Source organism: Sphingobacterium sp. SYP-B4668, assembly GCF_027627455.1.
In the GTDB taxonomy this organism is placed as follows: Bacteria; Bacteroidota; Bacteroidia; order Sphingobacteriales; family Sphingobacteriaceae; genus Sphingobacterium.
Genome location: NZ_CP115483.1, coordinates 327,032 through 352,256, shown reverse-complemented (window position 1 = coordinate 352,256; position 25,225 = coordinate 327,032). Strand labels below are relative to the sequence as shown.

Here is a 25,225-nt window from a genome sequence, read left to right as displayed (position 1 = left end):
TATACATTTAAAAAGATGAAAGCAGCAAGATTAAAAAACTATATAGTGAAGACATTGCCCATGGGCATCTTGTTTTCAACTTCAATGATATCCTGTACCGATAAATTCGAAGAATATAATACCAATGCGCATCAAGCCACCGAAGAGATGATGACGTATGACAACCTCAAGACAGGAGCATTCTTTACGCAGATGCAACGTAATGTTGTCTTGTTTAAAGACGGGACAAACTTGGATGCAGATTATCAAGTCTCTCAAGGACTTACCAGTGATATCTATTCGGGCTATATAGCCCCTACAGGAAGTTGGTACGGAGGGGTACACAACGGCTCCTATTACTTTATCACCAACTGGCTAGAAGCGACATTTAGATCCGGATTCTCGTCCATTATGCCCGCTTGGCAATCTATCGTCAAAATTGCTGATGAGCAGGGAATACCCGAAATCGCAGCCTTGGCGACAATAGTCAAGGTGCAGGGGATGCACAGAGTTGCAGATGCCTACGGACCACTACCATACATCAACTACGGCAGCGGATCGCTAGCCAATGACTATGACGGCCTAGAGGACATTTACAACACCTTTTTTGAAGAGCTAGGTACATCCATAGATATATTGACCAATTTTGCGCAGGCCAACCCCACAGCAAAACTGTTAGAAAAGTATGATTTGATCTACGCTGGTGATGTCACCAAGTGGGTCAAATTTGCCAATACGCTACGCTTGCGCCTAGCCATGCGCATCGTATATGCCAATGCGGCAAAAGCAAAACAAGAAGCTGAGGCCGCAATCGCAAATCCACTTGGTCTCATCACCCTGCCGCAAGAGCGCACCTCTATCAAACATAGTGCAAACTTGGTATACTATCATCCACTATTCGAAATTGCCTATAATTTCAACGCTGGAGAAGCGAGAATGGGCGCGACGATGGACGCTTATATGAATGGTTATCAAGATGCAAGAAGAGCGCGGTATTTTAAGCCCGCTTCCGATGGTGGCTATCATGGCGTACGTCTAGGTATAACCACCTCCGTGTGGGCTCCCTATGTGAGCGAGCGGATCTCGAACCTCAACATTGATAATGGTTCGACAGAAATTGTATGGATGACCGCTGCAGAGTCCCACTTCTTACGTGCCGAGGGTGCACTCCGAAATTGGAATATGGGTGGATCCGCAAAAAGCTTTTACGAAAGCGGCATCACCGCATCATTTGAAGAGACCGGTGCAACAGGAGCACAAGCCTATCTAAGTAATAGTGTATTAACTCCCGGTCCATTTACGGACAATGCCGAAGGCTCTTCTTTTCATACCGCCGCACCAAGTACCATTACAATCGCGTGGAATGAAGACGATACTTTTGAACGCCGCTTGGAACGTGTCATGACACAAAAATGGTTAGCGTTATACCCCGATGGGCCAGAGGGATGGGCCGAGTTCAGACGGACAGGATATCCCAAACTAATTCCCGTCGTAGTCAATAACAGCACAACGATAAATCGGGATACGCAAATCCGCAGGATATCATTCCCCCAGTCAGAGTATAACAACAATAGAGCTGGCGTACTATCAGGTGTATCCAAACTCATGGGACAAGATAACGGTAGCACCAGACTATGGTGGGACAAAAAATAAGTAATCAAGGATTAAAGTTATGGAAAGATGAAACCATCACGCTTTATTCAAACCGAGCCTACGAGCTCATTATGACCATTGAATAACAAAAAATCAATCAATAATTTATACGGATGAAAAATATTTTTAGAACAGCATTCTTTGGAATGTTGGGCGTGATAATCGGAATGATGACCAGTTGCGACAAGGAAATCGAAAAGATAGAAGTTCAAAAATTAAAGAAGTACGATGAGCGTTATTTTGAAAATGTGAGAAATTTCAAAAAGACCCACCACCAGATTTCCTTTGGTTGGTTCGCAGCCTACGCCCCTATTGAAGGCGTTGGAGGATACAAAGACCCTGCCTCCTGGGGTGAACGCATAATCGGCATACCCGACAGTCTTGACATCTGCTCATTATGGGGAGGCATACCCAGCAATGACCCCAACAGCCATCTCTATGCTCCTGTAGCATACGCAGACCTGCAATATGTCCGGGAGAAATTAGGTACTCGATTCGTCGTTCCTACTATCGTACGCATGAACAAAATCATCACACTCAAGAATGGACAAGAGTATGATCTCCGGGAGAATAAAAATGATGAAGGCATAAAAGTATATGCGCAGCAACTAGTTGATGATGTACTCGACTACAATCTCGACGGGGTCGACTTGGACTATGAGCCCGAAGGCGACTGGTTACAGGGGGACAACTTCACAAAAATGGTCGAATATATCGGGCAATTTTTTGGTCCCAAAGGTATCTACCCTGACAAACTTCTTATCGTCGATTTTTACTCCCAGTATCCGCTTAAAGAAACGGAGCCATATGTCGATTATTTTATCAGACAAGCCTATACGCAGGGATTTGCAGAGCATACGGCAGTAAGGCTACAGACCTACTACGACAATGTATCATGGCTACCTCCCCACAAATTTATAGTAACCGAAAATCTGGGAAGCTTTTATGAAAATGGAGGTTCTCCATTTGTAGAGGCCAATGGCAATCGATTGACGACTGATGGCACACAAATGTACTCGTTGGAAGGCATGGCAAGATGGAACCCCCTTCAAGGTAACAAAGCTGGGTTTGGGGCGTTTTATTTCGATCGCGATTATTATAACAAAACTGGAATCCCGTATTACAATATGCGACGGGCTATCCAGATTGCCAATCCAGCAGTACACTAATCCATGACCTAAAAAAGAAAACAAAATGAATGAATTACATACAAAAGGTAAACTAATGCTTATTGCATTATTCGCAATTACCGTATTCGCCTGTACAAAAGGAGATAAGTTTGACTACGATAAAGAAGCAATCCTCATGACGGGTACCGAAGTCAACGCGATGGTTAGATTCGTCGTCGAGGATACACCATCAAGTTATACCGTCACCGCATCTGCCACAGAGAAAGTTGACGAAGACATTACGCTAGATTTTGCTTACGATGGGGCTAAGCTGGATGAGTATAACCAAAGTAATGGTTCTAATTTTTATCCTGTACCCTCCGGAGCGATAGAATTGGGAGGCAATACAGCTGTAATCAAAGCTGGTGCAGCTTCCTCCACAGGGATACAAGTTAAAGTAATCTCTACCGACCAGTTTGTGGATGGCCGCACCTATGTCATTCCTATCAGTATCAAGCGCGTGACCGGGGGCTCTTTTGCTGTCTTGGAGAGCTCAAGAACGATATATTTAAGAATCTCTAGGGTATCCAGTTTCAGCTCCTTGGATATGAACAACACTTCCCTGTACAGTAACTTCATATTCGACGACAGCAAAGCCATCGATTTGGATAAGTATACATACGAGGTAAAGTGTTTTGTCAATGATTGGCACACCAGCCCGGAGCCTATCAGTAGACTTTGCTCGTTCACATCCAAGAACGAACAACGCTCCAATATGTTGCGTTTTGGTGAAAATGGCCAGGCCATCAACTCTCTACAATGGGTCAATCCCGGAGGTAGCTTGATTTCCAAGACACGGTTCAATACAGGACAGTGGTACACCATCTCGTTGTCATATGACGGCAGCAAATTTACCATGTATGTAGATGGAACGAAAGATTCGGAAATGGCAGGATCAGGAAATGTTACCTTCCAGCGTTTCGAACTTGGCATGTCCTGGGCAGGATATCCATCGATGCAATTTTTCAACGGCCGGATCGCAGAAGTAAGGGTCTGGAAAAAAGCCCTCAGTTCCGGAGAGATTAAAAACGGGATCTGCGGCGTAGACCCTACATCAGATGATCTGGTAGCCTACTGGAAATTCAACGAAACGGAAGGTCATATCTTCCATGACGCATCCCAAAATGGATACGACATGGATTGGTCTAATACCTATAGGGACAACGCTGGAAATGATGTGCTCAACAAGTTCGACAAAAGCGCTTCAGTCAAATGGCTGCAAGACGACAAGAATAAATGTACACAATAACCTACATAACCAATCGAGTGGACGAACCCAAATCATAAAATTAAAGCTTATACGCATTATTAAAATATAATAGGATGAAACCATCATGATTTTTCAAACCACACAGTGGGATGAATAACCGAGCAAAGCGAGTTCATGAATGCCGCTTAAAACATACACGTGATGAATAAACCTGATAGCGTCCATCACCTTTAAAAAACAAACCGAGTGAAACGAGCTCATGGATACAAATGAGAGAAAACACTCCTCAATAATTATATACGGATGAAAAAGATACTAAATAGTGTTATCGGAGTTTCCATGCTTTTGATGACTTCTTGTTCAAACAAGGAGCATTTTGATGTGACTGGTGATTCTGTGACTAAGATATTCGTCAATACCCAAACCAGCTATATCAACAATCTGGAATTTAATGTAATACACACCCCAACTGGTAATATGGGAGACCAAGTTCAGGTAAAGATACCTGTGCGCGCTACCGAGCCAGTCACCTCGGATGTATCGGTGTCGCTGGCAATTGACAATTCACTTCTCAAGGTCGATGATAGAGCGGTGCCTACAGAATGGATCGACATTGAACATACGGTTTTGAAAATAGCCAGCGGAACGACACATTCCGTAGATTCATTGGTGGTCAATATACCTGACGTCAGTATGCTAACAGAGCCAAGCTACCTGATCCCGATACGCATAAAGAGTATTTCAGGCTCTTCAAATAGTGAGATCAGCAGCAACCTGAGCACTATTATGGTCAGAATCAAGACACGATCCACCAATGTGTACAACAGCCCTACGAGTGGAGGTGGTACGATAGTGACCAATCGGGCCGGATGGACAGCCACTGTCGATCCAGAGCCCACAGCTGGTCTTGCTAACAATATGTTTACAACTAGTACATCCCAGCATTGGACACTTTCACCAGCAGCACCATGCCATATACAAGTCGATATGCAGGCGCAAAAAACGGACATGAAGGGCATACAGCTCTCCAGCTCCAACAATTACAGACTGACCAACGTCGAGACCTTCACGAGTAATGATGGCACCTCATGGACATCACAAGGGACATCATCGATGGTCAATGCAAACAATCAATACATTCGCTTCTATGCTCCTGTATCAGCCAGATACATACGTATAGCGGTATTAGGATGGCAAAATAATGCCAATATCCGCGTCAGTCAGTATTACATTTTTCAATAGCGTGACGAACTATCGGGGGCTTGCTATTGAGCAGCCCCCTAACTCCTAAACCATAGTCTCTATCGCCTGAAATGACGAGTAACTAGTGGGCAGCGAAGTAGGACCTCACTAGAATACAATTAACCAACAGACTCCGGACCAAGCCCGGAGTGACGTGCTGCTATGTGGAGCCTAACCCCTACAGGCCTACTCCTAAAATCAAACGACAGTATACCCTATATCCTGCCCCAATACACAAAAAAAACCGCTTGGAAAGATATCCAAACGGCTATACTATATTATCCAATATTAAGACTTAAAGCTTCTCCACCTCTTCGATAGTAAGCCCTGTAGCCTTAGAAATTTTCTCAACCGGAATATCCATCTTTTTTAGATTCAAAGCAGTTTCGATAGCTTTTTTGCGTTCTCCTTCGGCCCTGCCTTCCACTCTACCCTCCACCTTACCTTGTGCCCTGCCTTCTGTCTTGCCTTTAGTATAGCCAGACCGTAAAGCGGAATTAAATACGCTCTCGGCATCCCGCTTATGTTTTAAACTTGCTTCGTATGACATGAGATCCTCCTCTGTTAGTTTTCCTATCTCTCCTACCTCAAAGATAAGACCAAATATCCGCTTATCCAAAAACGACGGCAACTTATCCATGGTACTCAGGTGCTTAAGAAGATATAGCCACTGGTCCATCACAGTAAACAATTCCTTCGGATTCTTATTGAAGACCGGAAGGGAAACAAACTTATAACCCAACTTATCATAAAATATTTCATGGGTATACTTATCACACAGTACAACATCATAGAAATAAGGACGATCTGTATTGCGCGATGGTATCCCCTTATTATCTCCATCCATATTGAATTCCAAGATTCCAATAAAATAGACCTCTGGAAGATGATAATCGTTACCTTTCTTACCTCGGGCCAATTGTTTATTGATCAACCGCGAAGTATAATATACTGCACGGTCCTTAAAGAACTCTTGGAACAACTGTTGCATCTCAACAATGAAATGCTCCCCATCATCACCGATACAGAGCAAATCGAAAACAACACGACGCATGTCTTCCTGATCGCCATCATGCTCCACAGCCTTATACTTGAGATCGTTAATTATTTTCTCCCCTACGAATAAACTATTGAGAAACTCAATCAACAAAACTTTGTTCTCTTCCCGTCCAAAATAGAATTTCCAACCAAAGTCCGTGCGAGGGTCAACGTACTTTCCAAGACGCTTATTTGTGCTAGCCATAATTATTATAAATTGGTTATCAATCAAATATAACAATCAAAAAGTTAAAATACTAATTTTTTTAGTAAACAGAACAAAGAAGGGGAGTGACAAGTAATGAGTAACGATTGGGTAGCGACGAAGGAACCGTCCTAAAGTGCAACGGATCTGGCTTGCTTCGTACCCCCATGTTTCTTCATCAACCTTGAAACATAGCTGCTTGACACCTTTCACCTTTTTTTGCGCAGCTCTACAGTTATCCGTGGGCTACAATAGCTATATTTACCATCCCTGTGCGCCTCACATATTTTACCCACAAGAGATTTACTTCGATGTTCCGATAGGGAGTCCGGAGAAACTAACAAACGGCAAAAACAATTGCTATTAACGTTCAACACTTCACACATTTTCTTTACGTAATATACCTCTCGGCTCTCCTTTATGAACAGGTACTCAGGCCGTCTCCCCTGAAGAAAATGGCTAGGGTCTTTTTCGAAACCAACATAAGTAAACAAAACATAACAATTACTTAATCTATCACTGAGGTACTTTTCTGTAGCTTTGCTGTCTACTATTTTATGCATTTATATGGACGTGGACAATCATCATACTTTGAATGCGTTGAGGGAAGGTTCGGAAGAAGCTTTAGAATCAATTTTTGAAAGATTTAAACACCCGCTCCTTCATTTTGCAAATGCTATAGTAAAAGATTTGCCCTTTTCCGAAGAAATTGTATCAGATAGCTTTGTTAAGCTTTGGGAGTGTAAAATACAATTTAATGAATTGAATCAGCTTCAAGCCTTTCTGTACACCACAACCAGAAACAAATGCATAGACTATCTTCGGTCGCCTCATGCTAAAAGAAAATTTGTTGTTGATGTCACTGAAGATTTATTGATTGAATACCCCGATTTTGAGGTTGAAATGATGCGAGCAGAACTTTTAGATGCTCTGAACAAAGAGGTATTAAAATTACCGAGTGCTCAAAAACAAGTAGTAATCCTCAGCCATTTCGACAACAAAACCACTGCCGAAATAGCGCAAAAGCTAAATATGTCGAACAATTCGGTCTATGTTAATTATGCCCGAGCTATTGAAACGTTGAGACGCGTCTTCAAGAAAAAGAAAGGCTGGATTTATTAACAATAACTTAATGTAAGTATTTCCCATCAATATCGTCTTATGAGATAGAAATGATGGACAACGGTAAGTACATAATTAAGTTAGCAAGGAAGTATGCTCTTAGGAACATTACGACCACTGAGTTGGCGATTCTAAAAGAATGGGCAGCTCAAAAGCAATCAAACGCTAATTTATTGAACGAAATTGGCAACGCTGCTGATTTAGACAATGCGCTGGCGACCTACCATGATCTTCAACAACAATCGGCCCAAGGTCAGAATCTCACCTTTGAAAAAGTAACCGACAAGATACAAGAGAATATACAGAGCACAAAAGCACGAAAAGTAAAAAGACTGACATATAGCATTATCGGAATTGCAGCTACTTTTCTGCTGTTTTTTCTCGGAACGCTTATTCTGTTTCAAGAGAAAAGTATCATCGAACCTGTCCCAGTCGTTTATACCAATAATCGAAATTCTAATTTAGTGTATTTTGGTACTGCACCTGAAAACCAATTACATAGTTTAGATCAATCCGAGCATTATTACTTAAGGAACAGACAGATTTTAGATAGTACGGGCAGTGTGCTTGCAGATTTTAGATCAAATCCATCTAACACGGATATTTTGGTGTACGTCCCCAAAGGCAGTAAAATCCATTTGCACACCGCTGATGGTAGCACCATTTTTGTAAATGCAGATAGTAGGCTTAAACTTCAGCTTGATTTTGATGAATTGTCGAGAGAAGTATTTCTTCAAGGTGAGGCCTATTTTGATATAGCGCATGATCCTGGCCGACCATTTTACGTCAGAAGTAAAATGCAGGATGTCAAGGTATTGGGCACTAGATTCAATGTGAAAGCATATGAAGACCTATCTACTACCATAACAGCTTTAATAGAAGGATCTGTCAGATTACAGAGTAAGGATAGGAGGGCGCAGAAGGTCATGGTCCCTGGCGAAACCGTGGTTATGCAAAAGTCGATTTCAGCTTATACCTCCAAAATAACCCTCCATGAACAAACTTCTTGGATGCAAGATGAATTACAATTTAACCAAACCAGTTTCGAAGATGCTATTAAGCAGATATCAAGAGCATTTGATTTAGACTATGAATTCAAAGGTAGTATTCCAAAAGAAAAATTTACTGGACAATTGAGTACGAAAGCCGAGTTGGCAGTGGTCGTGGATTTTTTCAAAAGTTCTGGAATCTCTTGCACTTTTCAGCACGGCATACTATATATAGAATAAAATTGCAATGAAAACATAAAAATAATAGGGAGGAAAAATGAAAAGAAATTAAAAAAATGGGAAGATGCTATCAACATCTTCCCATCTAAATGTTCCAAATTAACAAATAAAACTGCCTTAGGAAGCAAATAAAATTATTAATCTAAACCATACAAACTTACCGATTATTGGATATAAATCCAATAGTGAGGTGTACGTTATGTCTTGGTTTCTAAACAGAAACACATTTCATGAATCTTGAATTCTTCAGTTTATCAAAAAAAACGCTATTAAGAATGAAGTTTACCACACTCTTTCTTTTGATCTGCACAATGCATCTGAGTGCCACAAGTTTTTCTCAAACGGTAAGCATCGATAGCAAAGAGAAGCCGGCTATTGATGTACTACATCACATAAAAAAGCAGACAGGTTTTAACTTTTTATTTAACGACCGACTTACAGCGTTAGATAGAAAAGTAGATATTTCGGCCAATCAGATGTCTTTAACGAATTTCTTAACACGGCTTCTTAATCCGCTGGATCTTAAATATGTCATCAATGGACAAACTATTTTTATAAGTCAAAAAAACAGTAATCTTATTCAGTCGTACATCAAGCATGGGATAGTCCGAGATAGCACAGGCCACATAATTGTAGCTGTTACCATTCGAAATCTTCGTTCAAAGAAAGAAACCTTTAGCTCCAATGATGGAACATTCACCATCGAAGTGCGACATGGAGATGAGCTAGAATTTAGTGCTTTAGGATATCAGGGACGTATTTTAAAGGTCAGTGATAAAGATATTTCGGATGTCGTCCTTTCTGCTCAGGTCGATCATTTAGATGAAGTTGTTGTCGTTGGTTATGGAACGCAAAAGCGGCGCGATGTGACCGGTGCAATTAGCTCTGTACCAAAGGATCGTCTTGAAATGATACCCCAGATCAATATCGCGCAAGCTATCCAAGGGGCTATTCCCGGTGTCGTCGTGCAACAATCGATGGGTGGCTCTAATCCGCAAAGTTCAATACTAATTCGAGGGCGAAATTCCATATTGGCAAGTAACGAACCATTGATCGTGATGGATGGTATACCTTACCCTGGAAATCTCAGCGACATTAATGTGAATGAAGTCAAATCCATCGACGTTTTGAAAGATGCATCCGCCACCGCTATCTATGGGTCAAGAGGAGCCAATGGTGTCATCATCATCACAACCAAAACCGGCAGCGGCCAGCATGGGACTAGATTGGCATATGATGGCAAGTTTTCTTTTCAATCTGCCAATGATATGCCCTCTTTTATGGACGCAGCAATGTTTCGAAAATTCAAAGAAGAGCGTGAACCTGGTAATTTGACACAAACGGAAGAAGTCAATTGGAACGAAGGACTTTGGACAGATTGGAAGAAAGAAGCACTGCGAGATGGTTACGCAGTCCACAACAATATTACAGTCGATGGTACCGCTGATAAAACTAACTTTCTTCTATCTGCAAATCATTTAAAGGTCCAAGGGCAGACATTGAACGATGAATTTGAAAGAATTAACGGTCGCGTAGCAATTCAAACCCAATTGTCAAAAACGATAAAAATAGGGACCAATACTCAAATAAGTAGCCTTGATTTCGGAGGTGCGCCTATCGATTGGGAAGACGTTCTTAGGATTAACCCACTTCTAAGTGCGTATGATGCTGAAGGTCGATTGTTAATGTACCCCTGGCCTGAGTTTACAGATATAGTCAATCCTTTGGAGCCAATGCACTATGAGTATGAAAAAAAGAGCTTTCAGATACTTAGTAACAATTTCCTAGAAATCCAAATACCCTTTATTGAAGGATTGAGTTATAAAACAAACTTTGGTGTGCAACGCCAATGGGGAAATATGAGCAATTACCGAGACCGAACCACTGCAGTAGGTTTTACAAAGCAAGGCTATTATACTGCTGAAAATAGTCGCAATAATTATCTATTATGGGAGAATATCATGAGTTATCGGAGATCATTTGGCCAACACCAATTTGATTGGACTGCCCTCTATAGTTATGAAAAAAATAAGACCGATGTATCTTCATTAGAAGCCAGCGGATTTCCACATGATTTTATCAATCAATATGCAATAGCCCAAGCAGATTATAAGCTACCTTCTTTTGATTATTCCCAAACGATTCTATTGAGTCAGATGCTGCGTATGAATTATAATTATGACGGTCGCTATCTCTTAACAGTTACAGGACGCCGTGACGGCTATTCTGGTTTCGGACAAAACAAAAAATGGGGACTATTCCCATCCCTGGGATTGGGATGGAACTTGACGCAGGAGCATTTTGGGTTGAATGCGTACTTTCAAGAACTAAAAATAAGAGGATCATACGGAGTAAATGGAAATCAAGCTGTAAAAGCGTATGAGACAATATCTCGATTGACAGAAAATAATAACGTATCCGGAACCTCTCCGTTGCCCGGATATGTACCCACTAAGCTTGGACAAGACGAGCTAGGGTGGGAAAGCAGCAAAACGCTGAATGTAGGATTGGATTTTGCAGTTCTTAATAATCGATTGAGTGGCTCTGTCAATTACTATCAAACAGATACCTATGATCTTTTGCTCAATAGGACGATTTCTCCAGTTCATGGGATTACCTCAATCACACAAAATATTGGTAAGACAAACAATAATGGATTAGAAGCAATTGTCAATTTTGAGGCAATCACTAAAGGCGATTTCAAGTGGTTCAGCAGTTTCAATTTTGCAAGTAATAGCAACAAAATCGTGTCTTTGTATGGTATCAAAGGAGAAGACGGTAAAGAAATTGATGACCTTGCTAATCTTTGGTTTATTGGGCAACCGATTAGTATTAATCAGGATTGGAAATTCATTGGAGTATGGCAGACGGATGAAAACGCTGAGGCCGCAAAATACCAATATATCCCAGGAGACTCCAAATTCCTTGACGTTGACGGAGATTATAAAAAAGAGAATGAGGATAAAGTGTTTTTAGGTCAAAGAGATCCAAAGTTCACATGGGGGTTTACCAATAATTTCAGTTACAAAGGAATTTCTCTTTCTGTTTTTTTACATGGGATACATGGTGTTACGCGTCTTAATTCATTACTGCAGGATGCTTCGTCCAGTTCTGGTGTTCGCAGGAATGTCATCGCCAAAAACTGGTGGACCCCTGAGAATCCAACAAATGAATATTATGCAAACACCATAAAAACACAAACCTTACCCATTTATCAAGATGCTTCATTCGTACGAGTGAAGGATATTACACTTTCCTATAATTTTCCTGGAAATTTCGAAGAAACGCTAGGGATGAAAAACCTTAGGGTATATGCTAATGTTAGAAACCCCCATACCTGGACAAAATGGACGACAAATGACCCTGAGCTAGATTTTGGACGGGGTGGGCAGCCATTAGCCAAAGAATTTGTAATAGGCCTAAATTTCAATTATTAAAATGTCAATCATCATGAAACCAATATATCTGTTAATATCTTCACTATTAATATTAACTGCATCTTGTAAAGATAGCATCTTAAACGAGACGCCCCCTAACCTGATTACCACCGAAACGCTATACACGGATTATTCGGGGTTTGATGCCGGGGTTAATGGTTTGTATGCCCTCATTAGGCTGACCGATGAAGGTTTAGACGGAGGATCATCCCTAACGAGTGATTTATTCAAATTAGGTACAGACAATCTAGTTTCGAATCATCAAGTATCACCATACAACTCCGTTACGACCCGTTGGGGGGTAAATAACAATTCGACCAATAGCTTCTATAGCGGAACTTTTAGCTGGTTGTATCGTATTGTCAATTCGGCAAATACGATTATTGAACAGGCTGAAAATATAGAAGTCGACTGGCAGGCCTCAGGAAAGTCTAATATAGAGAATAAAAACTATATATTAGCCAATGCGAAGGCAACACGAGCTTGGGCATATCGTCATTTGAGCTATCTGTGGGGAGATGTTCCACTCAATCTGAATAGTACAAAAGGATCCAATATTGTCACGAATTGGAAGCGGACTCCAAAGGGCGATGTTCAAAAGTTAATAGTAGAAGATTTGAAATTTGCGTTACAACATATACCGATAGAACCTTTAGCAGGACGTATTTCCAAAGGCGCCGTTGGACATTTTTTGGCGGAAACTTACTTCAATCTCCATCGACTGGATTCGGCGGCCTTCTATGCTGAACAAGTGGTCCAAAATTCCAGTTACAAATTAGTAAATGCTAGATATGGAGTAAAAAAGGGACAACCCGGTGTCCCTTTTATGGATATGTTTATCGATGGCAATACCAATCGGTCCGAAGGTAATACCGAAGCTTTATGGGTTTTTCAATTTGAAAGGCAGACTGTCGGTGGAGGCAATAATAGTTTCGTTAAGAGACATCATATCAGTCGTTACAACTCCATTAAAGTGAATGGTATCAATCCTTTAAAATTTAGTGTGGAGCGAGGGGGACGCGGACTTGGCCGGAATTCCCTTACCAAATTTGCAATCGACCTGTACGAACCGCAGGATCACCGAGGGAGTGAGTATGCCATTCGCAAATTTTTTATCTTGAGAAATGCTGTTCAAAATGCACCAGCAGAAGCCGATCTTTTACCCACAGGATATCAGTATGGCGATACCTTACATCTTGATTGGAAGACAGATATCAGCGAGACCAATAATGCTTTAGTCAATTGGCCATATTCTCGTAAAGTTGAGTATACTGATTCCGAGAATATTGCTGGTGACCTTGACTACAAAGACCAAATCTATTTAAGATTGGCCGATACATATTTATTATATGCTGAAATATTATTTGCACAAAGCAAAGCTAAAGAAGCTGCAGATATGATCAACATTGTCCGTAGGCGTGCGGGAGCATCTGAGATCAGTTCATCGCAAGTCAATATCGATTTCATCTTAGACGAGCGCTCAAGAGAGCTTGTCCTCGAAGAGGATAGGAGATACACGTTATTGAGACATCAAAAATGGATCGAGCGCACCCGAAAATACAATAAAAATGGAGGACAATATATCACCGAAAGAGATACACTATTTCCGATACCTCAAATCGTAATCGATGCAAATTTAACTGAAAAAATGAAGCAAAATGAAGGTTATTAAACTCGTATGGATTACTGTACTTTTCTATTGCAGTATTCCCTCCTTTGCCCAGCAGGCACAAGAAAATTTTAGTTTCGTATTCATGACAGATGTGCACTTAAAAAATGAACCTCACATCATTTCGGGTTTCCGGCGGGCAATGGACAAGATTAATGTGCTAGATCCCGATTTCATTCTTTCCGGTGGCGATCAGGTCTTTGATGTCATGCGGGGTAATGAAGCCGTTTCAGATTCACTATTCCAATTGTATGCTAATGAAACGAAAGCTTTGAGAGCACCCGTATACAATTGCATCGGCAATCATGAATTGTTCGGAATCTACAAAGAGAGCCCTACAGACTCCACACATCGATTGTACAAATACGGCTTATATAAAAAATATTTTGAGGAGTTGTATTATTCCTTTGATTACAAAGGTTGGCATTTTGTTGTCTTGAATAATTTGGATGCGGCCAGTTATGCTTACTTCGCCTCCTTTGATCAGCAGCAGTTAGACTGGCTGAAAAATGACCTATCAAACATCTCTCCTTCGACACCCGTTGTCATCATGATGCATGTCCCCATTGTATCCGTTCAAAATCAATTGGATATTCCTCAAAATGGTGTCAGTATGGGGCCGAATATTCGGAACAGAGACGTCCTCCTTGAAATGATAGAGCCATACAATATCCAACTGGTCCTGCAGGGACATTTGCATTATTTCGAAGATATTCAGGTCAAAGGCAAGACGCGGTTTATCACAGGAAGCGCTATCGCTGGGCGACCATCGTGGCGAGGCCAAAGAAATGGCCCCCCCGGTTTTCTGAAATTTGAGGTCACAGGAAGCAGTTATACCTACAAGTTCGTAGAGTTTTAGTTGTACCCAGCTTTACTACAATCTACCGTGAGGTGTCTCGAACAAATGTTGGAGGCACCTTATTTTACTGTATAGAGACAAGCATCTGACTTTGATATGCGCAATCATTGACAGCAATCTCCCTAACTGTTTTATTCTTGTCATCGATACGTTGATATTCTAATCACGCAAATTAAGACATTTACATCTTCACGGTTCCCGTATTAGACTGTTACCTCCGATGATACAGGTTCTCATTCGTTGGACTAAATGCTTTACTTTGGACTGGATACACCGTCCAAAAGTGTAGGTGAAGGAATATGATTTTAAAACGTAAAATCGTCGATGGTAGTAACTAATATCGAAGGATAAAATATTCTTGACATCCTATTGATAATCTTTATGCGTTGTACATTTTAAATAATGCTAATTTTCAAATTCTTGATTCCTGCTGAACAAAAAGTCCTAATAAAATAAGTGATATCGCTCCCAAAGACAATATTTGAAAGCAATAAACCCGTAATCTCCTCCTATAAATATGGGCACAGAGTGAATATTGTGCTGTTCAGGATGAATATATCTTCGACAGTGCCTTTACAAGATACTGTGAAGCTCTCCAGTGACTTGACAGATTTGGCTTATTATTTGTATTTTGATTTGATTTTCAATGGAACAAATGAGCTTGTCATTTCTCTCCTCGATTATTTCCACCTGCTACAACCTTGCGCATACCAAATAGATAAAAACCGAAATACATCCAAGGGCAAGGTGCAGGCAATACTAAAGTAAAAAATAACAACAGCCAGCCTTTTCGAGAACTGAACGTTGTTTATTCTATAAAGAATTTGTGGTAAACGACATATCCATAATCAAGGATTATACCTTTTCTTGGTAAAAAGGATTGATTTGATAAAAAAGAGAGCAATCTAATGTTTGCTCTCTTTTTTGTTCCCATCTCAGCACAAAAGAGCGTATCACACAAGCCTGTAAAAAATAATACTGCTACCCTCGAGGCAGGGAAAAATATTGCGGCTAGCCGGGGGTTACCTATATGGCAATAATCTAAGTTCATTTAAGAAGATACAATGCTCCTCTTCCGGGCAGTAAATCATAATACACAACTCGGGCACCTGGCGCTATAGCCCGCTCTTTCCCATTTTCCTTATCAATCAAAAATACATCCTTTGCCTGATTTAATTGTATTGCACCTGAATGGGGCTGCTCATAATCCGTGTTAACGACCAATACATATTTGCCCCCGTCTGCCATCTTTCTAAACTCGCCAATCAGCAGGCCTTCGGGTGCCTTTTGCACGATATCTGAGTCTGACAGGGTATCCATATAGTCACCATGCAACAGCCTCATGGTGGAGTAAATACGTTCTGACAGGGTATGGAGCAGTTTGTTGCCGATGACGGCAGTTTCTCTATTTAATTCCTTAACTCCTTCGAACAAGTGATTCGGGATGCCTTCATGATCAATGATACCATGGATGGTATTGTAATAAGAGATTCCTTTGGCTCCAAAGGCCAACGCACTATAATTTTGAAATGCCACCTTCGGAACTGTCATATTTCCGGGGGAATTTCCCCGAATATCACCCATCAACTGTATATAGAGCCAAAAAGGAATCCCTTCTTCAGCGGCTCGTTTACGAATGAATCCCCAATCTTTCCATAGTTTGGAATCTTCAAGCTTAACTCCCTTATCGATATCTTCTTCAAATACATAATAATCTGTAATAAGGATAGGCGGCTGGACAGTAGATAAGAGCGAATCCATATATATAGCGTACAGTCCATTTTCCCACGTATAGGTAGGACTATAGGATTGGAGGGTGGTGACTACAAACAACTTATCGGGATCGGCCTGTCTCAATAGACCTAGGTCCTTTCCAACTTGGGGCAATTGTTCTAAGAAAGGTTCATCCCATATATAATAGCCTGCAAAAGACCGATACTTACCGTACATGGCCTTGGCTTCTGCCACGCTGGCCTTGGTCGTATTGGCTATCTGCGCTGGGTAGTTTTGAAATCCACCGAACCTTGCATAGTCTTGGACGATGACCTTCAGGCCTAAACCTTCTGCAATACGTAGTGCCTCTAGATTACCGGCAGAGGAGGTGAATGTGGTTTCAAAATGTGTAAAATTTGCCAACTTGGTATTCTCCAAAAATCGTTGATAAGAGGGCGATGGAGTGCTCGGGACACCGTGAAAGGTGCTGATCACGAAACTATCCTGAACACTCTTGATGTCCATAATGTCAGAATTGAGGATACTAGCCGAATCTGCAAAATGGGATATGGTCGAATTTTTCCCTTCAGCCTGACCGTTGGTCAGACTGAAAGTGAAAATAAAGGCTAAGCTAAAACTATACTTCATATCGAATGCCTATTTTAAGAGGTATAACTCCCCTCTACCCGGGGGTAGGTCATAATTCACAACGCTTGTATTGGAGGCAACGGCCTGTTCGTCTCCATCTTCTTTGTCGATCAAGAATAGGTTTATAGCGGCATCTAGCTGTATAGAACCTGAATGGGGCTGTGCATAATCGAGGTTGACGACCAACAGGTAGGTGGTGGTGTCTTCAACACGTCGAAATTCGGCAATCAACAGGCCGGGTGGCGCATAATTCACAAGTTGTGATTGTGACATGACATGGAGATAATCTCCATGCAACAGCCCCATAGTAGGATAGACAAGGACCGGAAGAGTGTTAAGAAGCTTATTACCGATGACAGATATCTCTTTGTTTAATTCCTTGACTCCTTGATATAGACTATTAGGAGTACCTTGATCATCAAAAATACCATTAATGGTATTGTAATAAGAAATTCCCTTGGCTCCCAATGCCAGAGCGCTGTAGTTTTGGACTGCAACCTTGGGGACCGTCATATTTCCGGGGGCACTTCCTGGAATATCACCCATCAACTGCGTATATAGCCAAAATGGGATTCCTCCTTCATAGGCTCTTTTACGAATAAATCCCCAATCCTTCCACAATTTGGAATCTGTCAACGCTACTCCATTATCTATATCTTGGTCGAATACGTAATAATTTGTAGACAACATGGGTGGCTGAACAGTCGACAAGAGGGCATTAATGTATGCAGGATATTGTGCATTTTGCCAAGTATAAGTGGGGCTATAAGACTGCAGGGTTACGATGTGAAATAGCTTTTGGGGATCGGCCTGCTTTAAAAGATCCAAATCCTGCTTGACTTGAGGCAATTGCTGCAAAAAGGGTTCATCCCAGACAAAATACCCAGCAAATGAACGATAAGCGCCATACATCGCTACCGCTTCAGCTACACTTGTGGGGGTGGTATTGGCTATTTGTGCTGGGTAGTTCTGAAATCCTCCAAACCTCGTATAGTCTTGGACAATGACTTTCAAGCCCAATTCTTCGGCAATACGTAAGGCCTCTAAATTGCCGGTAGCAGAAGTAAACGTGGTTTCAAAATGTGTAAAGTTGGCCAATTTGGTATTTTCCAAAATTTGCTGGTAATAAGGGGTTACCGTGCCCGGAACACCATGAAAGGTACTTATTACAAAGCTATCTTGTGCGCTGTTGACATTGGCCTTGATCGCTTTGTCAAGGCGACTAGCATCGGCACGGGTGAGTGCAATATTCTCATCATTGGATTTGCTACAAGCAAAGCAGCTGATGCAAATAAAGATGCCGCTAAATAAATTTTTCATCTGTATATCATTATTGAGAAGTGTTTTCTCTCATTTGTATCCATGAGTTCGTTTCACTCGGTTTGTTTTTTAAAGGTGATGCAGCAACTCGATTTATTCCTTAAGGTCGTAGACTTGGTTGCATCAATCATCTCGTAAGATTATTTATCCACAATGTATTCCTTGATTATATTCATGAATGTGTTCCATTAGGTTTGAATGTATCACGATAATCTCCTATCATTCTCGGTCATCGATAAGTTTAGCGGTAAAATCATTTCGTATATTTATCATAATTACCGGTCATTACTTCCTTCACCGTCTCGAGATATTTAAACCCATTCTTCATATCGGGCAAGAGATAGCTTCCTTCAACCCATTCATTCCACGAAAATAGCGTAATCAGCTTTGGTTGATCGGGATGATCATCGCAGTACTGCTTGGCCTTTTGCAGAAAGGCCCCAAAGGTCTGTGGTGTATCGTGATAGTGGACGACATCCTTCTTTCCACTTGCTGGGAATCTGGGTGTATCATCATAAGCAATGGACACATTCGGAAAGTAAGGGACATTCAATGTCTGATCTAGTCTTTCTCGCTTCTCCATGGACTCTTTGCCCAATTCTAGATAGTCTTCTTTTTGTCCCCAGCCATATTTGGTTACACTATTTATACCCAAGAAAGCAACAATTTCGTTGATATCTTTACCTTCACTCAAAGAAGCATGTAGTATGCTGGGCTCCATATCGCCTCCAGCTCTTACCTGAAAATGTAAATCTGGAAAACCTGCCCGACGGACTTCGTCGCGAAAATATTCAAGTGCTATCCTTGCTTTTTCCAAACCACCAAGCCCTTTGACGAAATTATTCAGGTCAAACACATAAAAAACCGGCGCACCATCGATCTTAAAGTAATTGTCCTTCTTGAAATATTTATCTATGACCCGGTGTACTACATTATTGAATTCAGGACGGCCTACGGCTCCATGCCACAAAACAGATTCGTCCTTTTGAAATTGATGAACGTTCCAATAGTTACGCTTTACGTCATGATTGGCCCACATTAGGTAAAATTGCATTTTATCATTGTTGCTTGCCTTAAGAAAACCATCATTAAGCGTGCTCTCGAGAAATGGACCATTATCAAACCAGTACCAATCAAATATGAACAGATTCACATGATGATCGGTGGCCGCATCTATCCATTTCTCCATCACTTTAGGGTCATTGTCCAGTTCGTATCCCCATAATGGCTGCTTAGGTTGATAATGTCCATCAAATCTAGGGGTACCCTTTTTGATGACTTCCCATTCGCCCGTACGCTCTGGCCATAACATATCTCCGAAACGCTCATCATGATGACAAGAAGGCCAGATATAGGCCGCAACATAGTAGTCCGTCGTTTTGTTTACACGGCTCTCTCCTTGTTTCGCTTGGCCGTAGCCTGTAATGGAAAATAAGGTCGAACATACAAGGACGTATGTGATGAACAATATTCTTGTTTTTGTTTTCATCGGTATAGTTTGTTTTTAATGAAGATTAAGCTCAGATTCATTGGTCCATATTACTAGCTTACCATCCTGGGTTTTGCCAATCATTGCCTAAAACAGCTACTTCGGTCAGTGGTATCGGAAAAATCAAAAATTTGTCTGACCATGAATCGCGGTGCCCTACTACAAAACGCTCATACTTATAGATATCATCATTTTGCTTAGTTATTCGCATTCCAGTAACGAGTTTATCGGTTTTATCTAATATTTTCCAGCGACGGACATCCCATACTCGCTGCTCTTCCAATGCGAGTTCAACGGCACGCTCTTTCTGCAGATAGGCTCTCATGATGTTCTTATCGGTAATTTGTTGAGGAATGTCTGGCATATGTGCACGATCCCTTATCGGCTTCATCGCTGCTGTCACGGCCTGCCCCGGACCATTGACCTCATTTTCAGCCTCGGCCAAGTTGAGGTACAATTCTGCAAAACGCATACTTTTCCAAATGGTCCCCGGATTTTGACCGGCAGGTACATTTTGATTGATGAATTTTCTCAGATAGTAACCTGTCCTCGTGTATCGTCTATCAGAGGACCGAAGTTCAGATCCTCCTCCTACATAGGTTTGCAAGGTTATTCCTGTACCGGGAGAATAAGACCCATTGTAAAAAACGGTAGCAGCAAAACGGGGGTCCCTATTTTCGTAGGGATGCTGGCTGTCATATCCAGAAGCTGTAAAATAGTTTGGCTGCAAATGATCATTGTCCAAATAAGGCTTGGAAGGGTCCAATACGGGCAAGCCTGAGGATTGTACGTCATACATATCAACTAGCTCTTGTGTGGGGCAACTTCCTGCTTTCTCCAAATCACCGCGTTGTGGAAATCCGTTCATACCGGTAATGAACCCATTGTATAGAGAGGTAGGTAACTGATTTTCCATAATCGTCTCCTTATCACGTGGTGATTGACTAAAATCTTGATTGGTGATAAAGTAGTTCTCGTAAGACTGCTCTCCGATATCGGAATCATGATAGAGCTGATAGTTACCGTTTGCTTTCAATAAATCAATAGCCTCCCGAGCATAGTCTCGGGCTTTCTCCCATTTTACGGGATCATTGGCCGGGTTATACAAGGGGCTTGCGGCATAGAGCTGCGCACGAGAACGCAAAAGTAACATCACTGCTTTGGTCATCCTGCCTTTTTCTGTAGCTACGGTAATCCGCCAGGGTAGCTCGGGGACATTTTTCAAATCTTGCCATTCCTGGTCAATGTAGTCGGCGATTTCTTGGAATGATTCTGGACGCTTTAGCCCTTTAAAGTCCATATCGATGGGCAAGGGCTCTTTTATGATAGGCATAGGTCCGTATTTACGACACAGCTGCAAATAATACCATGCTCTTAAAACCTTAACTTCAGCTCTAAAACGCGCACGATCAAGCTCGGTATTCATTACCGCTTTGTCAATGTTGGCTAAAAACACATTGCATTGCCTAATCCCTGACCAGTATGCCTGGTAGACATTTCCATTGCGAGCAGCGTCGTGATGCTGGGTAGGATCGTAGGAAGGTGTCAAACTTCCCTTGTACCACATATTAGCAATCAGAGCATCCGGCTCGAGATCATCTGAATCATGAAAAAGATCGGTTATGCTTTCCAAAAAAGCATAGGTAAAATAACGCGCTCCGCCTTGGTTGACATTCATATTGGTATAGGCACTATTGAGATAGGCTGCAGCCATTTTGGGGTCATTCCAGACATCGTCCATCGAAATGCGACCGTCTGGAGTAATGTCTAGGTATTTCTTGCAGCTGGTTGCTACTGCCATTAATCCCAAGAGTATGATGGATAGAAATTTAGTTTTCATTCTATTTTTTGGTTGGTAATAAATTAAAAAACAACATTAATCCCGAAGTTAAACACCCGCTGAATGGGATATGCCAATACCCAACTTATCTCGGGGTCATAGGCTTTTGTTGGCATACGATCCCAGGTGAGCGGGTTCAATGCATTGGCATATATCCGCAAATTTTGCAAGTGTAATTTTGATTTGATCGAAAGGGGGAATGTGTAGCCCACTTCTACATTCTTAACTCGCAGATAGGATGCGTCCCAAATAAAAAATTGGTTGGCTACATGATTGGTGTTGGTGGACGAACCTAAGGCAGGATAAGAAATCTTCTCACCATTGGCGGCTCTTTCGGGGGTCCACGCATTTCGATGGATATCAAAAAATACACTCGTCCCCCCGGCATTCTCAAAGATACCATTTCCGGTATATCCTTTACTTACGTTGGCGACACCTTGTAGCAAGAATGAAATATCAAAATCTTTGTAGTTGAGACTAAAGGCCCCTCCAAAGGTATATTGCGGAACACTGGAGTATAAAATAGGTGCAATATCGTGCTCGCTGATGATTTGGTCACCGGTTAAATCCCTATATTTAAGGTCCCCAGGCCGAGGCTGTCCCAATCCAATTTGATAAGTAAGGCCAGATTGGTCGATTTCCTCCTGACTCCTCCAGAAGCCATCGGTTAAATAGCCAAACTGCTGACCAATGGGGAATCCCTGCTGCCTATAGCGGAAAGCATAATCTTCGGTCCGCAAAGGTTCGTCATTGTATACTAAATTGTTCTTAGCATAGTTAAAGTTTAAATTGGCATGGAAACCGAAGTCTGGTTTAAAGTTTTTACGATACCTTAATTCGATTTCATAGCCCTTATTTTTCACCACTCCTGCATTGATAGGCGGCAGACCCGATAACCCAATTATTTGAGATACCTGTTGCCTATTGATAAGCATATTGTCCGTATTTTCGTTGAAAACATCCACGACCACATCAAATTGATTAAATAGACCAATTTCAAATCCTAAATTGACTTTCGAACTTACCTCCCAACGCAGACTGGGGTTACCTATCAATATTTCATTGATTTTTTGTCCATTAAATAAACTAGGATTATAACCACCTCCAGCCAAACTAATGTTATCAAGATATAAAAAACGAGCCCCGCCCAGCCGGTCATTTCCAACTTTACCGTAGGAAGCCCGTAGCTTTAATAGGCTCAATACATCGTTGGCCGCTAGGAACTTCTCTCGGGTCACGATCCAGCTACCTGAAACAGAAGGGAAAAATCCAAAACGGTTGCCACGCGAAAATTGCTCTGAACCATTGTAACCGGCATTAAATTCAACAAAATATTTACTTTTATACCCATAAGTCAACCGAGATGCAGCTCCCATAATCCGGTAGGGCAATCTGTCACCATTAAGAATCTGCTCGTCCTGTTGAAACAACAACAAACCTGTAAAGGCGTGCTCGCCAAATTCACGACTATAATTTAAAGATCCTTGTAAATTAAAATATGACATGAAATCTGAACTATTGCTCAGTGCCAATGGTGTATTTTCCTGCTGATCACGCCGACGGTAGACGGGTTGTTCCACTCCATTTTCATCAGGAACTAAATCCATGATCCATTGCTGGAATGTTTGACGAGCATCGACCCGATAAATAGTCCGCGTGTCGAAGGATGCCATTACTTTGGCAGAAAGACCCGGGGTTACAAAATCCAACTTCTGCTCCATACCGTAGGAAGCCGTTACGTTGACATTTTTTTGCTGTCGATAGCCTGAGCGATTAATGAGCGCCCATGGCGGGTTAGATTCAGATAGCGTGGTCAATACCTGACCATCCGGCGTAAGCGGTCCGGGCATAGTAGCGGGATAGATATAGGAATAATACAATAATTGATCGGTGCCACGATCTGGATTTGGAGCATTTATCAGCTCTAAATATCCGGCAACATTGAGAAAAGCACGCAGATTTTTATTGAGTTCAAGATCGATATTCGAGCGGAAATTATAGCGTTTTAAGGAGCTATTGGCATTGTAGTCCGTTTGTTCGGTTTTCCACAGTCCATTTTGGCTGAGCGCACCAACATTGACAAAGTAGCGCATGGCTTTTGCTTTTGCCTGTCCACTCACATTCAAATTAAAACGCTGTTGCATCGTATTGTCCTTGGTCAATATATCCATCCAGTCATTGTCTGGATAGATATCAGGACGATCTTGGTTGCGATAGTGCAAAATTGCTTGCTCGCTAAATTTTGAAAAGGCAGGGCGGCCGTCGTTCATCCAAGCTTGATTGGATAATTCGGCATATTCTGCTGAATTGACGGGATTCGGGAGCCGATTGAATTGCTGTATTCCGGTCTCACTTGAAAAAGATATTTCAGGCTTTTCAGAAATACCGCGTCGGGTGGTTACAAGGATGACGCCATTGGCTCCCCTCACCCCAAATACAGCTGTAGCAGAGGCATCTTTCAAAATAGTGACGGTCTGTACTTCATTCGGATCGATATAGGTAAGCTCCCGAGGCACACCATCTACCATGATCAGTGGTGCTTGTCCGTTCAAGGTACGTTGCCCACGTAAGTATAAACTGGTCAAGTCTCTTCCTGGTTCGCCGCTCTGTTGGACGGTAGTAAGCCCCGGCAAGCGCCCCGCTAGTGTTACGGCAAGGTTGGCCGCAGGGCTTTGCTTTATTTCTTTGGTAGATATGGATGCAACTGCTCCCGTGACTGTCTCTTTTTTCTGGCTGCCGTAAGCGACCACTACGACCTCATCCAGCGCAGAGGAAATTGCGGATAAGCGTACTGTTATTTTGGACTGGGCAGCCGACACGACCAGTTCTCGTGTCACATAACCCACGTTCTTGAATTCCAGTACTTCTCCCTGCTTGGCATCTATGTAAAAAACACCATTAACATCTGTCGATGTACCTCGTGCAGTGCTTTTTACCAAGACGGAGACACCTTCCAATGGGGTGCCTAATGAATCGGTTACCACACCTTCAATCTGTTGCTGCTTCATAGATTCGCTAGGAGATCGTCCTTTTTTAGGTATCAGCGACACAAAGTTTCCCTTGATTTGATAGTCAAAAGGTTGATCAGCCAGTACAACCGACAATACTTCATTCAGCGTCTTATCCCTAACTTTCAAGGTCACGGGCTTCGCACGATTGAAGTACTCGGCCTTGAATAAAAAATTAAACCCGCTTTGTTGCTGGAGATCGACTAGTACAGATTCCAACGAGGCGTCTTTTGCTGTTAAATGGATACGTTGTGCATAGGTATAAGCCGACACTTGGAATACGCCGGCAAGCAACAGTATTAAAGTCAGTCTCATAACCCGAAAAAATTGTATTAATTCATCAAATTTCATTGATCTGTAATTTAGATTTACATACGTCCTCTGCTTTTATTTTG

Annotated in this window: 15 protein-coding genes; 9 read left to right on the top strand and 6 right to left on the bottom strand. The window is 41.8% G+C overall.

Translation table 11 applies throughout. The features are described 5' to 3' along the window. Positions 1 to 15 precede the first annotated feature (15 nt). From OQ289_RS01480 to OQ289_RS01465, 4 genes are all read left to right on the top strand, one after another. Complete coding sequence (locus tag OQ289_RS01480; RefSeq protein ID WP_270089102.1) at positions 16 to 1,632, top strand: SusD/RagB family nutrient-binding outer membrane lipoprotein; 1,617 nt, start codon at positions 16 to 18, stop codon at positions 1,630 to 1,632. Positions 1,633 to 1,745: 113 nt separating this feature from the next. Beyond that, entirely contained in the window at positions 1,746 to 2,801 is a 1,056-nt protein-coding gene (locus OQ289_RS01475; RefSeq protein WP_270089101.1) for a glycoside hydrolase family 18, read from the top strand. A gap of 25 nt (positions 2,802 to 2,826) precedes the next feature. Beyond that, positions 2,827 to 4,050: a DUF1735 and LamG domain-containing protein gene (locus tag OQ289_RS01470; RefSeq protein ID WP_270089100.1), complete on the top strand. Its 1,224-nt coding sequence runs from the start codon at positions 2,827 to 2,829 to the stop codon at positions 4,048 to 4,050. Between the two features lie 264 nt (positions 4,051 to 4,314). Continuing rightward, on the top strand, positions 4,315 to 5,253 hold the full coding sequence (locus OQ289_RS01465) for a discoidin domain-containing protein (RefSeq protein WP_270089099.1): 939 nt from the start codon (positions 4,315 to 4,317) through the stop codon (positions 5,251 to 5,253). A gap of 295 nt (positions 5,254 to 5,548) precedes the next feature. On the opposite strand, the gene OQ289_RS01460 is transcribed toward OQ289_RS01465, so the two are convergent. Then, positions 5,549 to 6,496 carry an Rpn family recombination-promoting nuclease/putative transposase gene (locus OQ289_RS01460; RefSeq protein ID WP_270089098.1) on the bottom strand — a complete coding sequence of 316 codons (948 nt, stop codon included), beginning with the start codon at positions 6,494 to 6,496 and terminating at the stop codon, positions 5,549 to 5,551. 567 nt (positions 6,497 to 7,063) lie between these two features. Here OQ289_RS01460 and OQ289_RS01455 point away from each other — a divergent pair. The 5 genes from OQ289_RS01455 (at position 7,064) to OQ289_RS01435 (ending at position 14,812) form a co-directional block, all read left to right on the top strand. Further along, on the top strand, positions 7,064 to 7,618 hold the full coding sequence (locus tag OQ289_RS01455; protein WP_270089097.1) for an RNA polymerase sigma factor: 555 nt from the start codon (positions 7,064 to 7,066) through the stop codon (positions 7,616 to 7,618). Positions 7,619 to 7,668: 50 nt separating this feature from the next. Then, positions 7,669 to 8,847 (top strand): FecR family protein, encoded by a 1,179-nt coding sequence (locus tag OQ289_RS01450; RefSeq protein WP_270089096.1) that lies wholly within the window; start codon positions 7,669 to 7,671, stop codon positions 8,845 to 8,847. 275 nt (positions 8,848 to 9,122) lie between these two features. Next, entirely contained in the window at positions 9,123 to 12,284 is a 3,162-nt protein-coding gene (locus OQ289_RS01445) for a SusC/RagA family TonB-linked outer membrane protein (protein WP_270089095.1), read from the top strand. 13 nt (positions 12,285 to 12,297) lie between these two features. Then, positions 12,298 to 13,956, top strand: a complete 1,659-nt coding sequence (locus OQ289_RS01440) for a RagB/SusD family nutrient uptake outer membrane protein (RefSeq protein ID WP_270089094.1) — start codon at positions 12,298 to 12,300, stop codon at positions 13,954 to 13,956. Next, on the top strand, positions 13,943 to 14,812 hold the full coding sequence (locus OQ289_RS01435; RefSeq protein ID WP_270089093.1) for a metallophosphoesterase family protein: 870 nt from the start codon (positions 13,943 to 13,945) through the stop codon (positions 14,810 to 14,812). The genes OQ289_RS01440 and OQ289_RS01435 overlap by 14 nt, the downstream gene beginning before the upstream one ends. A gap of 1,047 nt (positions 14,813 to 15,859) precedes the next feature. Here OQ289_RS01435 and OQ289_RS01430 read toward each other — a convergent pair. The 5 genes from OQ289_RS01430 to OQ289_RS01410 form a co-directional block, all read right to left on the bottom strand. Continuing rightward, entirely contained in the window at positions 15,860 to 17,173 is a 1,314-nt protein-coding gene (locus OQ289_RS01430) for a hypothetical protein (RefSeq protein ID WP_270089092.1), read from the bottom strand. Positions 17,174 to 17,182: 9 nt separating this feature from the next. Further along, complete coding sequence (locus tag OQ289_RS01425; RefSeq protein ID WP_270089091.1) at positions 17,183 to 18,493, bottom strand: hypothetical protein; 1,311 nt, start codon at positions 18,491 to 18,493, stop codon at positions 17,183 to 17,185. Positions 18,494 to 18,746: 253 nt separating this feature from the next. Then, positions 18,747 to 19,982 carry a glycosyltransferase WbsX family protein gene (locus OQ289_RS01420; RefSeq protein ID WP_270089090.1) on the bottom strand — a complete coding sequence of 412 codons (1,236 nt, stop codon included), beginning with the start codon at positions 19,980 to 19,982 and terminating at the stop codon, positions 18,747 to 18,749. Positions 19,983 to 20,040: 58 nt separating this feature from the next. Further along, entirely contained in the window at positions 20,041 to 21,822 is a 1,782-nt protein-coding gene (locus OQ289_RS01415) for a RagB/SusD family nutrient uptake outer membrane protein (RefSeq protein ID WP_270089089.1), read from the bottom strand. Between the two features lie 23 nt (positions 21,823 to 21,845). Further along, positions 21,846 to 25,145 (bottom strand): TonB-dependent receptor, encoded by a 3,300-nt coding sequence (locus tag OQ289_RS01410; RefSeq protein WP_270089088.1) that lies wholly within the window; start codon positions 25,143 to 25,145, stop codon positions 21,846 to 21,848. Between the last annotated feature and the right edge of the window lie 80 nt (positions 25,146 to 25,225).

Bases quoted from the DNA above. Each gene is read 5' to 3' on its own strand.
- OQ289_RS01480 (WP_270089102.1), top strand. From the start codon at position 16: ATGAAAGCAGCAAGATTAAAAAACTATATAGTGAAGACATTGCCCATG.
- OQ289_RS01475 (WP_270089101.1), top strand. From the start codon at position 1,746: ATGAAAAATATTTTTAGAACAGCATTCTTTGGAATGTTGGGCGTGATA.
- OQ289_RS01470 (WP_270089100.1), top strand. From the start codon at position 2,827: ATGAATGAATTACATACAAAAGGTAAACTAATGCTTATTGCATTATTC.
- OQ289_RS01465 (WP_270089099.1), top strand. From the start codon at position 4,315: ATGAAAAAGATACTAAATAGTGTTATCGGAGTTTCCATGCTTTTGATG.
- OQ289_RS01460 (WP_270089098.1), bottom strand. From the start codon at position 6,496: ATGGCTAGCACAAATAAGCGTCTTGGAAAGTACGTTGACCCTCGCACG.
- OQ289_RS01455 (WP_270089097.1), top strand. From the start codon at position 7,064: ATGGACGTGGACAATCATCATACTTTGAATGCGTTGAGGGAAGGTTCG.
- OQ289_RS01450 (WP_270089096.1), top strand. From the start codon at position 7,669: ATGATGGACAACGGTAAGTACATAATTAAGTTAGCAAGGAAGTATGCT.
- OQ289_RS01445 (WP_270089095.1), top strand. From the start codon at position 9,123: ATGAAGTTTACCACACTCTTTCTTTTGATCTGCACAATGCATCTGAGT.
- OQ289_RS01440 (WP_270089094.1), top strand. From the start codon at position 12,298: ATGAAACCAATATATCTGTTAATATCTTCACTATTAATATTAACTGCA.
- OQ289_RS01435 (WP_270089093.1), top strand. From the start codon at position 13,943: ATGAAGGTTATTAAACTCGTATGGATTACTGTACTTTTCTATTGCAGT.
- OQ289_RS01430 (WP_270089092.1), bottom strand. From the start codon at position 17,173: ATGAAGTATAGTTTTAGCTTAGCCTTTATTTTCACTTTCAGTCTGACC.
- OQ289_RS01425 (WP_270089091.1), bottom strand. From the start codon at position 18,493: ATGAAAAATTTATTTAGCGGCATCTTTATTTGCATCAGCTGCTTTGCT.
- OQ289_RS01420 (WP_270089090.1), bottom strand. From the start codon at position 19,982: ATGAAAACAAAAACAAGAATATTGTTCATCACATACGTCCTTGTATGT.
- OQ289_RS01415 (WP_270089089.1), bottom strand. From the start codon at position 21,822: ATGAAAACTAAATTTCTATCCATCATACTCTTGGGATTAATGGCAGTA.
- OQ289_RS01410 (WP_270089088.1), bottom strand. From the start codon at position 25,145: ATGAGACTGACTTTAATACTGTTGCTTGCCGGCGTATTCCAAGTGTCG.